Origin of the sequence: Tenacibaculum soleae (assembly GCF_001693415.1) — a bacterium.
Taxonomy (GTDB): domain Bacteria; phylum Bacteroidota; class Bacteroidia; order Flavobacteriales; family Flavobacteriaceae; genus Polaribacter; species Polaribacter soleae.
The window spans coordinates 265322-282733 of the sequence record NZ_MAKX01000013.1 but is presented as its reverse complement, the minus strand read 5'-3'; the positions used below and the strand labels follow the sequence as shown (position 1 = coordinate 282733).

Genomic DNA, 17412 nt, shown 5'->3' with positions numbered 1-17412 from the left:
TGTAACAAACAAATGTACTTTTTTTAGATCAAGGTTTTATTAAATTAACAAAACACTAACATTATTTAATCTAAAAAATATTCGTCTTTAAAACCTATTAAATACAATTTATTTTGTGCTCTTGTAACTGCAGTATACAACCATCTTAAATACTCTACGCTTGGTCCTTCTGGTAAATAAGGTTGTTCTATAAAAACAGTATTCCATTGCCCTCCTTGCGATTTATGACAAGTCATAGCGTAAGAAAACTTTACTTGTAAAGCGTTAAAATATTTATTCTTTTTTACTCCTAAAAACTGTTTGTATTTCGATTTTTCATCTGCAAAATCTTCCTTTACAGCTTCATATAATTTATTAGATTCTTCATAATTTAAAGAAGGCGTTTCGCTTGAAAGTGTATCTAATAAAAGTACAGTTTCAAAAGGTTTCATATCAGGGTAATCAATCATACGTACTTCTACCTCTGCAAATTTAAATCCGTATAAATCTTTAATAGTATTAATTCGCATTACCTCACAAATATCTCCATTAGCTATAAAACCCGCCGATGATGAATCTTTTAACCAGAAATAATTATTTTTAACAACCATAACATAATCACCTGTAGAAATTTCATTTTCTTGCCCTCTAACCTTTGTTCTAATTTGATCATTATATTGATTTGCTCTTTTATTTGAGCGGACAATAAATGCAGTATCTTCTACCCCCATATCTCCGTCATAAGCCATTGTTATAGCATCTTGAATGTCATAACCATCTTCTAACCGAATAATATCAGGGTAATTTACATCAAATTTAAAATCAACGATATCACTTTGAATAAGTATACGTAAATCGGTTGCGTTGGCAAGAATTCCTGAATTTTGTTGTTGACGTACTACTTCATCTAACTCAATTTCTGTAACTTCTTTATTAAAGTCAAAGGAAAGCCTATCAGCCTCTAAAGCTGGGCTTACAGTTAATTTTACAGGTGGCAATTGTGCTGTATCTCCTATAAAAACAATTTTACAGTTTTTACCTGAATATACATACGAGATTAAATCATCTAATAAAGAACCGTTTTCAAATAATTTTGAATTCTGACGACTATCAGATATCATAGAAGCTTCATCTACTAAAAAAATAGTATCTGTATGTTTATTAGGTTGCATTACAAAACTTACCCCGCCATTTCCTTGTTTTTTAGGAAAATATATTTTTTTATGTATAGTAAATGCTTGTTTTTTTGAGTAGCCAGAAATTACTTTAGCCGCCCTACCTGTAGGTGCTAATAATACAGATTTTTTACCTGTTTTCCATAAATTATTAACCACCGTACTAACTGTTGTGGTTTTTCCTGTACCTGCATATCCTTTTAATAAAAACAAAAGATCTTTGTTATCATTAAAAATAAAATTTGTTAATTCATTTAATAATTCGCTTTGTTTTTGAGTAGGTTGATATGGAAAAAACTTAAGTACTTCTTTGTAAAAATCGGGTGCAGATTTAATCATATTTTAAATAAATGTCAAAGATATATCTATTTATACAGAAATATTTTTATGATTGAAAAAAAATTGTAGATTTGCGAATATCATATTATTAAAACGAAAAAAATGAATTTATTATTAATGATTTTAGCAGCCGTAGTTGTTGCAATTCTTTTAGCTGTAATTATAGTTAAATTTGTGCCATTGAAAATGAGATGGTTAGTCTCTATATTACTATTAGTAGCCACGGCATTTTTAGTTTCTAAAATATACAATGGTATTATGGAACCAATTCAATTTGCTAAAGAAAAACAAGTAAGATATGCTAAGGTTATTAAGAATTTAAAGTTAATTCGTGATGCTGAAGTAAAATATAAAGAAGTTTATAGAACTTACTCTGATAATAAAGACTCTTTAATTACTTTTATTGAAAAAGGACAATTAGCTATAACTCAAACAAGTAATGTTGAAGAAAAAGTAGATAGAGGTGGTGGTATTTTTATTACTGTTTCAAAAAAACAAATTGATACTATTGGATATGAGCCAGTAGCTAAATATTTTGAAGGTAAAGATTATAAAGGAATGTTTGATGTTCCTGGAACAGACAAACAGTTTACAATAGCTACAGGTACTGTTGAAAAAGTAACTGGATTGTTTGTACCTGTTTTTGAAGTTAAAGCAGAAAAAGCATCTATTTTAAAAGGCTTAAGTACTTCTTTAGTAAAACAAGAACTAGAAGCTTTAGAAACTGATCAGATTAAAGGAGCTTATGTTTCTGTAGGTTCTTTAGCTGAAGTTACTACAGGTGGTAACTGGCCTCCTTCATATGATAAAGATGAAGCTCTTGATAAAAAAGACTAAAAAAAGCAGTAATATTATTGCAAAAAATAAAAGTCTATCCATCCAATTTAGTTTGGATGGATTTTCTTTTTGTATAACTAATTCTGATACGAAAGAGTTTCTTTTATTCACTCAATATTCTTTTGAGCAATCTATTAAAACTCCTGAGTTATTATTAGAAAAAATAATAACAATCTTTGGTAACGATAAAGATTTACAGCAAGATTTTATTACTGTGTTTGCTATTCATCAAAATAACTTAGCAACACTTGTACCTAATGAATATTTTGATCGAAACAGTTTAGATTCATACTTAAAATATACCGTTAAAACGTTAGCGACCGACTTTATTACCTACGACTCATTAAAATCAAAAACAGCAGCTACTGTATATATTCCTTATGTAAATATTAATAATTATTTATTTCAAAACTTTGGAGAGTTTGAATACAAGCACCACTCAACTGTTTTGATAGATAAATTATTAAACTATTCAAAAGAAGATTCTGAAAAACAGTTTTTTGTGCATGTATCAACTAATCAATTAGATATTGTTGTTTGTCATCAAAATAATTTAGTTTTTTACAATTCATTTTATTTTACAACAAAGGAAGATTTTATTTATTATATTTTATTTACAGCAGAACAATTACAGATGAACCCAAACAAATTTCAATTAACTCTTATGGGAGCTATTGAAAAAACATCTGAACTTTATTCCATTACATACAACTATGTTCGTAATGTTCATTTCTTTAAACCTATTAAAAACTTCTTTACAGATAGTGAAGAATTTTCAAATCATTCTAATTTTATTTTAGTATCCTAATGAGAATTATTTCTGGAAAACATAAAAGTAAGCGAATTTCAGCTCCTAAAAAGTTACCTGTACGCCCAACTACGGATATGGCAAAAGAATCATTATTTAATATTTTAAATAATGATTATTATTTTGACAATATTGCTGTGTTAGATCTTTTTGCTGGTACGGGAAATATTAGTTATGAATTTGCCTCACGAGGTACAACAACAATACACGCTGTTGATGCTCATTTTGGGTGTATAAAATTTATCAATGAAACAGCTAAAAAACTTGATTTAGATATCAACACCTACAAAAGCGACGTGTATAAGTTTTTAGAAAAAACTTCTTTAAAATCGGATGTTATTTTTGCAGATCCTCCTTATGATTTTGAAGAATCTAAATTTTTAAAAATAGCTGATCTTGTTTTTGACAATGACCTTTTAAATAAAGAAGGTTATTTAATTATTGAACACGATAAACATACCGATTTAACAAAACATCCTAACCATAGCTACGATAAACGCTATGGAGGTAATGTTTTTAGTTTTTTTGAAATAGAAACTACTTAATATTATTATTATAAAAAAGGCGAACCGTATGTGTTCGCCTTTTTATTGTTTGATGATTATTTTGAAGATAATTTGGGCGTTACCTAAAGGTCGGGCTTTACACACTCGCTCTTTTTATTTTTTTAAAAGAAAAAATAAAAAGGAGCTCAAACAATTGCTTCAATCCCTAACGCAAAACAAGTAGCTATAAAATTTATTTTTCTATAAATTTGAATCTGTCAAAAGAAATTTATTTCAGTTTTGCATTATTTTATAAAATGCTTTTTTAGTCCTTTTCTATAAAATTAATCAAATCAATTTCTTTCATTATTTTGTCGGTTTCGGTTAAGGCTACGATAATTTTATTATAATGAAAAATATCTTCGTAATCTAATTCTCGTCCTTTGCGGTCTTTTAACCATTTTTGAGCAGGTTGATAACCGCCAATATAAAAATTCCAAGCAACTAGTGGTACATTATCAAAATAATTAATGTCGTTTATCCAAACTTTTCCGTGTGTATCGGTTACAGCTTCATAACCAATATCGGTTTTTGTTAATTTTCGGGTAATTATATTATCGCCATCACCTAAATATTGCGTAATTGCATCTTCTACAATGGGGCTTTCTAATAAATGAATTTGGCGTATTTCTCCGCCTAATTTTACCAAGTGCCAAAATGTTTTTTCATCTTTCGGAAAAGGAACTCTAGGAAAATCTATCTTTAAAAATTCTTTGTAGGTTTCTCTATAATTTGGCGAGTGTAAAACGGCATAGATGTAGTCTAAAATATCAATTGGGGCAAAAGTTTTTGCGGTTTGTTCTTTCTCATTCGTGAATTTTAAACCTAATTTTTTAGCAAGTTTATTGATGATTTTTTTATCTAAATTTGGAACTCGTGCTATTGCTTCTCCTTTTTTATCTTCGGAAAAATCAATATCTTTTTCTTCGGGATATAAATATAGTGGGCATATAGGAGCTCCATTACCAACTCTAGAAGCCATAATTCCAAATTCTGTAATATTTTCAGTAACTTGTATATCTGCCCAATTATAATCTCCAACAACACTTCTCGAAATAATAATTCCTATATTTTTTCTATCAAAATTTTGCATTACTTTAATTCTATTTCTTTCAATAAAATTATTATTATTATATATATATCGTTTATCAAAAGTTCTATAAAAAATTTCTTTTATATCATTTTCAATGAATTTTTCTGCTTTTAATTTTACTTCATCAATTTTCCAAGTCTTATTTTCTCTTATATTATATTCAGATAATAAATCTTCTTTTGGTAATTCAAAAAAATCTTTTATCCTTTTAGATAAAACTTCTTTATTATCATCAATAACAAAACTATCTCTAGAGGTTACGATCCCAACACTATTAATTGTAAATAATTCATTTATTGAAAAACCTTTATTATAGTTATCTTCAGCTTCAAAATCTTTTTGCACCATAAAATAATTGGGTGCTTTGTTGGGCAATTCAACAAAATTTATTGATTTTAAATTATTATCATTTAAAAAATCGTATTTACTAGTACGTTTCCCGAATAAATCATAATGAAAAACTTTTCCTAATTCGTGAGCTTTTTTATTACCTGTTTTAATAAGAAACGTAATTGCTACGCCTTGCATAATATCAAATACATTTTGGTCGGGCGAACCATCGGGGCAGGTTTCTTTTTTCTTTGAATTTCCGTGTAAATCTATGGTATAAATTTTATCATAGGTTTTTAATAAATTCCAACGCATTCCTCTAAAAGTTGGATTGTCTAAAAAACCATGCGGATTGATAAAAGCTAAAATTCCGCTTTCATTTTTTTCAATAAAATGTTGCCCAAAACGCATAAATTTTACATAATCATCATTTATCCATTTCGGATTACGTTCTTTTAATTTAATTTTTCCACCAGGTTCTTTTTTATAATCTTGCATTAAGTTCATAATCCAGTCACTTTTATTAGAACTTTCCCCGCTATACGGCGGATTTCCAATAATACACATTACAGGCGCATCTCTTTTAATGGCATTTGCTTGGTCGGCTTCATCGGCTAACCAGTTACTAAATAACGTTCCGCTATCTTTGTGAGCTTCTTCTAAACTATTGGTTAAAAATATATTAAAACGCTGGTTGTCTTTGGGTTTGTAGCCAGTTTCTGTGAGTAGCATATCCATTTTTAGGTGTGCCATTGCATAACTTGCCATTAACAATTCAAAGCCATTTAAACGAGGAATTAAATCTTTAGAAACATAGTTGCTCCAAATTCCTTGTTGTCCTTTAAATTTTTTGTGAAGGTGTTTTACAACTTCGGCTAAAAAAGTTCCTGTACCAGTTGCAGGGTCTAAAATTTGTACTTTGTGTACTTGTTTATCAACTTCTTTATAACCGCTTTTAAAGTTTTTATTAGCAATATCGGTTTTTACTTTAATGGTTGTTTTGCTGGTATCTGCTAACCCTTGTGCAAGGTTAAATTCTGACTTTAATACATCGTCAACCGCTCTAACAATAAAGTTAACCACAGGTTGCGGTGTGTACCAAACACCACGAGCTTTTCGCAAAGCGGGATTGTATTCTCCTAAAAACGTTTCGTAAAAATGTACAACAGGGTCTTCTTGTTTGGTGCTTTTACCAAAGTTTTTCATGATGTCGGCAACATCACTAGCTAAAAAGATGTTTACCAATTCATCTACAATCCACGCAATACGATCATCTAAATCGTAACCTGCAATATCTTGAAATAGTTTGCGTAAAAAAGGGTTACTTTTTGGTATTAGTTGAGCGGCTTCTGTTCTAGAAAAATTTTCTAATGTTGGGTCATGGTATCTTGCAGCAAACATACCATAAGCGATTGTTTGTGCATAAATATCGGCAAAAGCTTTGTTATCAATATCATGAATTAACATTTGTTGAAACGATAGCATTTGCGATTTTATATTCGAGCGATGTTCGTTTAAATCATCGTTATTTAATGATTTTTCAATAATATTAGCCATTAATTTGGCTTTACCCGCCATCATTTGTGCTAATACGGTTGGCGATTTTATGGTTTGCGATACTGTTTGTGCAAAGTTTTTTATAAGCTGTGTAAACTGCTTAAAGTTTTCGAGGATTCCAACAATTTGCCCATTTTCAATTTTTGCGATGGCAATTTTTGTGGTTAATTCACCATTTCTATAAAACTGAAATTCTAGATAATCGGTAAACGCTAAATTTGTTAAACCAGCTTTGTATCTGTTAAACTGTTCTTTTAGTGTTTTACTGTTTAAATCTACCCCAATATCTTTAGCTTCAATATACCCGATTGGAATGTTTTTGCGTGTTAATACGTAATCTGGCGCACCACAAGCAACTCTAATGTAATTAAATAATCATTCTGATTTTCTTTAAAATCTGTTTAAACTTCATTTAAAAAAATTCATGTTCGGGTATTTATCTTTTTCATAGAAGGCACTCTTTATTTTACTGATAAAAGTATCATTTTATTAGCAAAAATTATAAAAATAAAAGTGTAAAATTAAATGGCTATTAATTTACTATAAAAAATAGACCTCACAGGTTTTAAAAACCTGTGAGGTCTGGGAATTAAAATTGTATTGAGAATTTGAATTTTTGATGATAAAATGATGTTCTATATGTTCTTCACTTTCATTATTAGTGTCGCTTAATTTTACAGCATTTATACAATTTTGTAATTTTATTATATAAAATTAGTAACCTCTTTTCTTAGTGGTTTATGTTTTCGGTATGCAGGATTTAAAGCTGTTTGGGTATTTATCTTTTTCATAGAAGGCACTCTTTATTTTACTGATAAAAGTATTATTTTATTAGCAAAAATTATAAAAATAAAAGTGTAAAAATTAAAGGGCTATTAATTTACTATAAAAAATAGACCTCACAGGTTTTAAAAACCTGTGAGGTCTGGGAATTAAAATTGTATTGAGAATTTGAATTTTTGATGATAAAATGATGTTTTATATGTTCTTCACTTTCATTATTAGTGTCGCTTAATTTTACAGCATTTATACAATTTTGTAATTCTATTATATAAAATTAGTAACCTCTTTTCTTAGTGGTTTATGTTTTCGGTATGCAGGATTTAAAGCTGTTCGGGTATTTATCTTTTTCATAGAAGACACTCTTTATTTTACGGATAAAAGTATTATTTTATTAGCTAAAATTATAAAAATAAAAGTGTAAAAATTAAATGGCTATTAATTTACTATAAAAAATAGACCTCACAGGTTTTAAAAACCTGTGAGGTCTGGGAATTAAAATTGTATTGAGAATTTGAATTTTTGATGATAAATAAGTTTTCGATACCTTTTTTGTAAAAAACTCTCAACAAACAAATTTCTATGTAGGTTTTAAAACTAAAATTATTTTATGTTAACGCATTGCCTAGCCCCGATTGAAGCAATTGTTTGAGCTCTTTTTTGTTTTTTTCAAACAAAAAAAGCGAGTGCGAAAAGCGGGAAACTGCTTCAAAAAAAAAGCATAAAAAAAGGAAGTACAATTATTGTACTTCCTTTTTATAAATATGTAGTAAAATATATTATGAATACATTTTATTTCTTAATTCTTTAACCTTTGGATCAGCTAAATAATCATCAAAAGTAGCATATTTGTCGATTACTCCCTTTGGCGTGATTTCTATAATCCTATTAGCTACAGTTTGCGCAAACTCATGATCATGAGTAGAAAATAATACCGTTCCTTTAAAGTTAATTAATGAATTATTTAATGACTGAATAGATTCTAAATCTAAGTGATTTGTCGGTTCATCTAACATAACAATATTTGCTCTTGTCATCATCATACGCGACAACATACAACGTACTTTTTCTCCTCCAGATAACACATTACTTTTCTTTAAAGCTTCTTCACCTGAAAAAATCATTTTACCTAAAAACCCTCTTAAAAACACTTCCTCTCTTTCTTCTTCTGTTTGTGCATATTGGCGTAACCAATCTACCAAATCTAATTCTCCGTTTTGAAAAAAAGATGAATTATCTGCTGGCAAATAAGATTGTGTTGTTGTAACACCCCAAGAAAATTTTCCTGAATCAGCTTTTTCATTACCTGAAATTACTTGATAAAAAGCTGTTACTGCTTTTGAGTTTTTTGATATTATAGCAACTTTATCTCCTTTATTTAAATTAATATCTACATTAGCAAACAATGGCTTTCCTTCGAAATTTTTTGATAAACCTTCTATATTTAAAATCTGATCTCCAGCCTCTCTATCTCTATCAAAAATAATTGCAGGATAACGACGACTAGATGGTTTAATTTCATCAACATTTAACTTGTCGATCATCTTTTTACGAGAAGTTGCTTGTTTAGACTTAGCCATATTTGCAGAAAAACGACGAATAAATTCTTCTAATTCTTTCTTTTTATCTTCTGCCTTTTTATTTTGTTGTGCTCTTTGCTTTGCTGCTAGCTGGCTAGACTCGTACCAAAAAGTATAGTTACCTGAAAAATGGTTGATTTTAGCAAAATCAATATCAGAAATATGTGTACAGACTGCATCTAAAAAGTGACGGTCGTGCGATACCACAATTACGGTATTGTCAAAATTTGCTAAGAAATTTTCAAGCCAAGCAATAGTTTCAAAATCTAAATCATTGGTAGGCTCATCCATAATTAATACATCTGGATTTCCAAATAAAGCTTGTGCTAATAAGACACGTACTTTTTTCTTAGAGTCTAAATCGGCTAATAAAGTGTAATGATCTTCTTCTTTAATTCCTAAATTAGATAATAGTGTTGCAGCAGATGAATCAGCATTCCAACCATCCATTTCTTCAAAAACAACCTGTAACTCGCCTATCTTTTCTGCATTTTCATCAGTATAATCAGCATACAAAGCATCAATTTCTGATTTTATTTTATGTAACTCTTTATTACCCATTAATACAGCTTCTAAAGCAGTATATTCATCAAAAGCATAGTGATCTTGGGTTAAAACCGACATTCTTTTTCCTGGTTCTAAATGTACATGTCCCGAAGTCGGTTCTTGTACTCCAGATAAAATCTTTAAAAAAGTAGATTTCCCCGCTCCATTTGCTCCGATAATACCGTAGCAATTTCCTTGCGTAAACTTTGTGTTTACTTCATCAAACAAAACTCTCTTACCAAACTGAACTGATAAATTAGAAACTGATAACATTTATAATTTTTTAAAATTCGGTGCAAAAGTATAAAATATAGTTGCTTAAAAAGAATTTGCGAGTAACTATTTAACATCTTACATTTGGCTTTTGATAATTCTTTTAACAACGAATTAACAACTAAATTATCTAGAGATGTTTACTTTTGAATGTAATATCTTAAAAAGATAACAACTAAAGCATGACTAAATACTTAGTACCCTTACTATTAATATTATTGATTGGATGTGATGACTCTAAACCCCTAAAACCTACTTATTTTGGTGGTAAAATTATCAATCCAAAAGCTAGCTATGTTACTCTTTCTGATAATTATAACTTTAATGATACTATCTATTTAAAAAAAGATAATAGTTTTTTAGGTACCTATAAAAATTTAAAAAAAGGATTGTATATTTTTGGGCATGGACCAGAACATCAATATGTATATTTAGAACCTAAAGATAGCTTACTTTTTAGATTAAATACATGGAATTTTGACGAGTCTTTAGTTTTTAGCGGTAAAAATGCGGCAAGAAATAACATATTAATTGAATCTTTTTTACAAAGTGAAGAGGATAAAAAGAATTTTGCTCAATTTTATACGCTTACACAACATGCTTTTTTAAATAAAATTGATTCTTTAAAAAACAGCAAACTAAATAATATTGAAAACTATAGAAATAACAATGAAAATGTTTCTGATGATTTTATAAACATTTTAAATATATCGTCTCTATATCCAGTATATACATACTTAGAACAATATGCACTTCATAATTTTAAAAAAGAAAAACCACAAACATTAGCTAATACTTATTTTAATTACAGAAATGAAATAGATTCAAAGAAAGATTCTTTAATTTTCTTTGGCCCTTATTATCGTTTCATAATTGATAAAGTGTATAACGACGCCTATTTAAAAAATAAGAAATCGCCTAATTTTACAGTTGATTTATTAGAAAGTATTAACGTTAATATTACTTCTGAAAGTATCAAAAATAGGTTAATGTACAATACTGTAATTCGTCGTTTTTTCAAAAATCCAAATCAAAAAGAAAATACGCAACCTTTTTTCACTTTCTTTAAGCTAAACTCTAATATTGATCAAAAGAAAAATGTACAACGTTTAGCCAATGATCTTAAACTACTAAATACAACTGATAAATTACCCGCTTTTAATCTTATAAATGCAAAAGGCGAAGAAAAGTGTATTTTAGACATAACTAAAGGTAAAAATGCAGTGCTTTTATTTAAAGATTACGAATATACTTCAGATGAATGGATTGCTTCTCGTATTAATTACTTGATTAAAAAAAATCCTGATATTACTTTTGTAGTAATCAACTTATGCTCTAACTCTAAAGAGTATACCAAAAACATTGCCATTAAACACCAGTATACCTTACCTAAAAAGAGCTCCGTTTGTGAGTTTTCTTCAAGCAAGTTTCCACGAGTGGTTTTAATTGATAATAAAGGCATTATAAAGAACGGATACACTAGTTTATCTTCAAAAAACATTAATTTTGAAGTTCGAAATCTTCAAAAAAACAAATAAGATTCTTTAATCTATTTAATTTATCATACCTTTGCGGGATTTTATTTTTGAAATAAAATGAAATTTAGATTATTAACTACCAGATTATTAGCCATATAATCTATTGTCCAAAATAAGAATCAGGTTTACAGATACTGGCGTCTGTGAATCTAAAAAAGAACACAGACGTATATATGTCAACATTTTTAGATTTAGGCTTAAAAGAGCCTATCAACAAAGCATTAACAGATTTAGGTTACGAAAAACCTACTGTAATTCAAGAAAAAGCAATTCCACAAATTATTTCTTCAACTGAAGATTTAAAAGCATTTGCACAAACAGGAACAGGAAAAACAGCCGCTTTTAGTTTACCTATTATAGAACAGATTGATAGTTCTGATAAAAATGTACAAGCAATCATCTTATCTCCTACCCGTGAACTAGCTGTACAAATTGGAAATAATATTAAAGAATTTTCTAAATACATACCAGACTTAAAAGTAGTAACTGTATATGGAGGTTCGAATATTGAAGAACAAATAAGAGGCCTAAAAAGAGGTGCTCAAATTGTTGTTGGTACTCCAGGTAGAACGGTAGATTTAATAAACCGTAGAGCATTAAAATTAGGGAATGTAAAATGGTTAGTTTTAGATGAAGCTGATGAAATGCTTAATATGGGCTTTAAAGATGAGCTTGATAAAGTTTTAGATGCAACTCCTGAAAGTAAACAAACCTTATTATTTTCGGCAACTTTTCCTAGAGAAGTAGAGGCTATTGCTAGAAACTATATGACTAATCCTGTTGAAATTACATCAGGAGAAAAAAATCAAGGATCAGATAACGTAAGTCACGAATATTATTTGGTAACTGAAAGAACTCGTTACCCAGCCTTAAAAAGAATTGCTGATGTAAATACTGATATTTACGCAATTATTTTTTGTCGAACACGAAGAGAAACACAAGAAGTTGCCAATAACTTGATTAAAGACGGTTATAGTGCAGATGCTTTACATGGAGATTTATCTCAAGCACAAAGAGATAGTGTTATGGGGAAATTTCGTAAAAAGACAATCCAAATTTTAGTGGCAACTGATGTTGCAGCTCGTGGAATTGATGTTAACGATTTAACGCATGTTATCAACCATAAATTACCAGATCAGATAGAAAACTATAACCACCGTAGTGGTAGAACCGGTAGAGCTGGTAGCAAAGGTATATCTGCTGTATTAGTAAATAACAAAGAAAAAGGTAGGTTACGTGCTATTGAACGAATTATTAAAAAGAAATTTGTTCCAACAAAAGTACCTACTGGAAAAGAAATTTGCCAAAATCAATTAATGCATTTAATTGACAAAGTTCAAAATATTGAAGTGAACAATGAGCAAATTGAAGAATTTTTACCAAGTATTTATGAAAAACTTGAAGGGTTAACAAGAGAAGAATTGGTGCAAAAATTTGTTTCGTTAGAGTTCAATTCTTTCTTAACTTATTACAATAAATCGGCAGACTTAAACGATTTATCATCATCTAGAGATAACTCAAGAGGAAGATCAAGAGATGAAAATATGACACGTTTCTTTATCAACTTAGGTAGAAAGGATAAATTAAACCCTGCTTCATTAATCGGATTGATAAACGATCAAAAAATTGCAGATAAAATTGAAATCGGAGCTATTGATATTTTAGATACTTTTTCTTTCTTTGAAATTGATAAAAACTTTGAAAAAGAAACTTTAGATGCTTTTGCTAGTAATGATCCTGAGTTTAGCGGGCGTTCTGTAAATATTGAAATTACTAAATCTAACCGCGGTGGCGGTGGCGGAAGAAAACCTCGTAGAAATGGCGGTGGTGGCTTTAGCGGAAAAAGAAGAAGTGGCGGAAATGACAGAGGATCTAGAGATGGTGGTAATAGAAGCGATTCTAGAAGAAGAAATAATGATAACAGATCTTCATCACCAAGAAGAAGCGGAGATAATCCATCTGCAGGTTTTGGAAGAAAACGTAGAAGAGATTAAATTAAGAATCTGATATAAAAAAAGCGAACTCAAATTGAGTTCGCTTTTTTACTTAAGTACTTTAAGATATTATTGATTTCCTAAAATAATAGGCATTCCACTTTTACCAGCACCAATTAATACCACTTTACTATTTGGTGATTCCGATAATTTTAAAGTTGCTTCAATCCCTTTTTCTTGTAAAATTTTATCAGTTAATGATGCACTTAAAATTTTATTTGCTACCGCTTTACCTTCGGCATCAATTTTTTGTCTTTCAGCCTCTTTTTTTGCTTTTGCTAATCTAAATTCATACTCTAAAGATTCTTGCTCTTGCTTTAACTTGGTTTCAATAGCTGTTCTAATAGTTGTAGGTAACTTAACATCTTCAACTAAAACTCTTTTAACAATTAAAAACTGATCTTTTAAAATCAATTTTACTTCATCTAAAATTTCTTGTTCAATTACATCTCTTTTACTAGAGTATAATTGCTCTGGTGTGTAACGACCAACAACACTTCTTGCTGCAGCATTAACTGCTGGATCTAACAATTCACGTTCATAATCCTCACCTTTAGTTTTAATTAGCATTCCTAAGTTAGTAAATTCAGGTTCGTACCAAATAGTTCCGTTTACTTTTACCTCTAATCCGTTTACAGAAAGTACATTCATCTCATCAGAAATTGATTGTTGACGTACTTTTCTTATAATCATTTTATTCCAAGGTGCTACTATATGAAAACCTTCTCCATAAGTTTTATCGGTATTAATACCATCTCCTAAAGTTTCAAAAATAACTCCTCCTTCTCCAGGCCCTATGGTTACTGTTGCTTTTGTAAAAGTTATAATTGCTACTACGGCTAAAATTCCTAATAAAATTCCTCCTTTTGGTAACTGTAATTCTAATTGTTTGTTGTTGTTCATTTTTTTATTTGTTCTAACTTCAAATATACAGAATTAATCACAATCACTTTTGTATAATTCAATTCTATACTATAAAATGATTGTGATTAATTTTTATAGTTTTACTAAAACTCCTGCATTAAAAACAAATCCATCTGTTGGCGCCCAAATATCTGTAAAGGTTGGGTTATTATGTGGCGCATTAACCATTGATTGATAATTTTGTTGCTTGGTATCGGTAAAATTTTCAAAATTTGTATACAAACTAATTTTTCCGAAAGTACGCATTACCATAAACCCCATAGTCCAATAATTAGGTGTCGTTGTTAAATCATTTCTTAATTGTGAGCTTTTGTAATATGCTTCATAACCAATTCGCCATTTATCGTGCACTTCATACATTAAAACACCACCAATACTATGTGCTGGTGTTAATGCTTTTTGGGTATTATTTAGCTTTACATTATTATAGGCATAATTAGTAAATAATATAAAATCGTTGTATTTTAATTTTAAATTAGACTCTAATCCATAACTATTTAATGTACTTGATGCATTTTTAAATTGGTAATTAACTCCGTTTTTTTCTAATAAAAGTGAATTTTTTAACTGTGTATAAAAAACCAATTGATTAAATGATATTGATACATTATCATTTAATATTTTAGTTTTATAATTTACATCAGCATTAAAACCTATAGAAGTTTCAGCTTTAAAATCAGTAACATTTATTGGCATTACATTTTGATATGAACGTAGTTCAGCATCTTCGGTAAAAATGGTTGGTATTTTATAACCTAGCCCACCACCTATTCTACTAGAAAAAGTATCATTAAATTTAATATAAAATGATAATCTAGGTAGTATAAAAGTTCCGTAATTATTATTATAATCGGTTCTTAAACCACTTTCTAACGTCATTTTTTTATTAAATCTCCAATTGTTTTGAGCAAAACCACCTACTGAAAATTGATTGTAACTACGATTCAAATTTGTTACTTCATCTTCTTTAAAGTTTTCAGTACTAATATTCCCTCCAAAAACCCAATCAGAAGTGTTATCGTATACATTATACGTTCCCTCAGTAAAAGTAGCTATTTGATTTCCTTTAAATTGATACGTAGGTAAGATTAGCGCTCGTTTAAAATAACTTATACTGTTTTTTAGTGTTACTGTTTTTTTATCAGAAATATCTTTACTATAAGTTATTTGCGATGCATAACGTTGTGATTTATTTTCTTCATAAAAATTGTGATCTGACGACATATTATCATTAATAACATCAACATCTCCTCCTATTCTTTTTTCGATTGATGCATTTAATGTTAAGCGCAACTGTTCTGTTTCGTTTGGATAATAAAAAAATGAAGGATTAAAACTGATACTTCTTACTTTTGGAATATCTGTAAAATGATCATTATTTACATCCGTAGCATTTTGATGATTAGTTGCTCCGTATAATGTTATTCCAAATTTATTAAATCGTTGCCTATAAAAAGCATTTAAAGTACTACCACCACGAGAAGTTTGATCAAACATTAAACTGATTTCTTTTTTTTCAGTAGGTTGTTTTGATACTAAATTTACCAAGCCTGCAATTGCTCCGCCACCGTATAATGTTGACGAACTTCCTTTTATAATTTCTACTTGTTTTAAATCTAAAGGCGGAATTTGCATAACACTTAATCCACTTGAAAAACCACCAAATAAAGGAAATCCGTCTTTTAAAAGCTGCGTAAATCGACCATCTAACCCTTGTATTCTAATAGATTGATTTGCAGAATTTGCAGAGGTTTGTTGCATTTGTATTCCAGTACTTTCACGTAAAACCATGGCAATATTGGCTGAGTTCATTATTGTTTTTTCGCCAAGTTCTTCGGCACTAACAACCTCTATTCGGGTTGGTATTTCAGCAATACTCCGCTTACTTCTTGTCGACTGAATTACAACTTCCTCTAACGACTCTTCATCTTCATGAAGTTCAATAATAATTTGTTTTTTTGACGTTGGAAATTGGATTGTTTTTGTTACCGTTTCAAAACCAATAAAAGAAACAATTAATGTTTGTTTTCCGGTTGGAATATTATTTATGGTTGTTACTCCGTTTAAATCTGTTTCACTACCTAATGTTGTATTTTTAATAAGTATTGAAGCGCCTGGTAACGGGTCTTTTTCATCTGAAATTACTTGTATCTTAATTGAGTTTTGTGCGATTAAATTCATAGTGAATAACGCTATACATAAGGTTAAAGCTATTTTTTTTATCATTTTTATATGATTTAATTAATTATAAATATAGGTGTGTAATTAGACATCTTTTAAATAAAAAAGATGCCTTGATTTCAATAAAAAATTGAAATTTTATAAATAATTAAATCTGCGGAGGTTGAAGAAGTTCATCTAAAAAATTAGATGCATTTAAAACTTTATAAAAATGAATTTTCTTTTTTACTTGAAAATATTTTACAAATTGAAATTTAAATTCTGATATAATAATAGCGCTTGAAATGCCTAACGAGATACAATGATGATGATGTTCGGTATTTTTCTCTTCTTCGGTATCATTTTGATGATGCCTTTCAGAATGTGCTTTATCCATAGTATTGACATGAACTTTTGGTACATTATCATCATTAAAAATAATAGCATCTGTATGTGCTTGTACTGGAGGTACAAGCAGCAACAATGTTAATATGATGATGCTAATGTTTTTCAAACCTATAGATTTAAAGCACTACAAAAATAGAAAAATAATTAATAGCTTTATTATTTTAACCTATCTTTAGCATACTCTACTTTTGTTTTTCCGTGTGCAACAGGACTCCCATTATCATTTAAACTAACCATTATAATTTTATCAATAGCTATAATTGTTTTATGCGTAATTTTATTTCTTACTTCACAATTTAAAGTAATTGATGAATTTCCAAACTTTACAACTTCAATACCTATTTCAATAATATCTCCTTGTTTTGCTGAACTTACAAAATCAATTTCAGACATAAACTTAGTTACTGTTTTAGGTATCTCTAATTGAATAATTGCATATAAAGCTACTTCTTCATCAATCCATTGTAACAAACGCCCTCCAAATAAGGTTCCATTCGGGTTTAAATCTTCTGGTTTAATCCATTTTCGTGTGTGAAATTTCATGTT

At 29.1% G+C, this 17412-nt stretch carries 12 protein-coding genes; 5 read left to right on the top strand and 7 right to left on the bottom strand.

Translation table 11 applies throughout. The features are described from left to right. Positions 1-65 precede the first annotated feature (65 nt). Positions 66-1493, bottom strand: coding sequence for an ATP-dependent DNA helicase (locus BA195_RS10940; RefSeq protein ID WP_068705401.1), 1428 nt, complete (start codon positions 1491-1493; stop codon positions 66-68). Between the two features lie 102 nt (positions 1494-1595). Between BA195_RS10940 and BA195_RS10935 the strand changes: the two genes are divergently transcribed. From BA195_RS10935 to BA195_RS10925, 3 genes are read left to right on the top strand one after another with little or no spacing between them, the layout of a single operon-like run. Next, entirely contained in the window at positions 1596-2330 is a 735-nt protein-coding gene (locus BA195_RS10935; RefSeq protein WP_068705399.1) for a hypothetical protein, read from the top strand. Further along, the gene (locus BA195_RS10930; RefSeq protein WP_068705397.1) at positions 2305-3138 is read left to right on the top strand and encodes a DUF3822 family protein; all 834 of its coding nucleotides are present in this window, start codon (positions 2305-2307) and stop codon (positions 3136-3138) included. Before BA195_RS10935 ends, BA195_RS10930 begins: the two co-directional genes overlap by 26 nt. Then, entirely contained in the window at positions 3138-3683 is a 546-nt protein-coding gene (locus BA195_RS10925; RefSeq protein WP_068705395.1) for an RsmD family RNA methyltransferase, read from the top strand. The genes BA195_RS10930 and BA195_RS10925 overlap by 1 nt, the downstream gene beginning before the upstream one ends. Positions 3684-3948: 265 nt before the next feature. On the opposite strand, the gene BA195_RS10920 is transcribed toward BA195_RS10925, so the two are convergent. Together BA195_RS10920 and BA195_RS10915 are read right to left on the bottom strand one after the other, a co-directional pair. Beyond that, positions 3949-6687, bottom strand: a complete 2739-nt coding sequence (locus tag BA195_RS10920; RefSeq protein ID WP_068705393.1) for a type ISP restriction/modification enzyme — start codon at positions 6685-6687, stop codon at positions 3949-3951. Positions 6688-8222: 1535 nt separating this feature from the next. After that, positions 8223-9842 carry an ABC-F family ATP-binding cassette domain-containing protein gene (locus BA195_RS10915; RefSeq protein ID WP_068705391.1) on the bottom strand — a complete coding sequence of 540 codons (1620 nt, stop codon included), beginning with the start codon at positions 9840-9842 and terminating at the stop codon, positions 8223-8225. A 182-nt stretch (positions 9843-10024) separates the two neighbouring features. Here BA195_RS10915 and BA195_RS10910 point away from each other — a divergent pair, with 182 nt between their 5' ends. Both BA195_RS10910 and BA195_RS10905 read left to right on the top strand, forming a co-directional pair. Next, positions 10025-11380 (top strand): hypothetical protein, encoded by a 1356-nt coding sequence (locus tag BA195_RS10910; RefSeq protein ID WP_068705389.1) that lies wholly within the window; start codon positions 10025-10027, stop codon positions 11378-11380. 173 nt (positions 11381-11553) lie between these two features. Further along, complete coding sequence (locus BA195_RS10905) at positions 11554-13374, top strand: DEAD/DEAH box helicase (RefSeq protein WP_068705387.1); 1821 nt, start codon at positions 11554-11556, stop codon at positions 13372-13374. Positions 13375-13443: 69 nt separating this feature from the next. Here BA195_RS10905 and BA195_RS10900 read toward each other — a convergent pair whose 3' ends face one another. The 4 genes from BA195_RS10900 to BA195_RS10885 form a co-directional block, all read right to left on the bottom strand. Beyond that, entirely contained in the window at positions 13444-14277 is an 834-nt protein-coding gene (locus tag BA195_RS10900) for a prohibitin family protein (protein ID WP_068705385.1), read from the bottom strand. 93 nt (positions 14278-14370) lie between these two features. After that, positions 14371-16524: a TonB-dependent receptor gene (locus BA195_RS10895; RefSeq protein ID WP_068705383.1), complete on the bottom strand. Its 2154-nt coding sequence runs from the start codon at positions 16522-16524 to the stop codon at positions 14371-14373. A gap of 103 nt (positions 16525-16627) precedes the next feature. Next, on the bottom strand, positions 16628-16972 hold the full coding sequence (locus BA195_RS10890; RefSeq protein WP_141677697.1) for a hypothetical protein: 345 nt from the start codon (positions 16970-16972) through the stop codon (positions 16628-16630). 50 nt (positions 16973-17022) lie between these two features. Beyond that, on the bottom strand, positions 17023-17409 hold the full coding sequence (locus tag BA195_RS10885) for an acyl-CoA thioesterase (RefSeq protein WP_068705379.1): 387 nt from the start codon (positions 17407-17409) through the stop codon (positions 17023-17025). Positions 17410-17412: the final 3 nt, after the last annotated feature.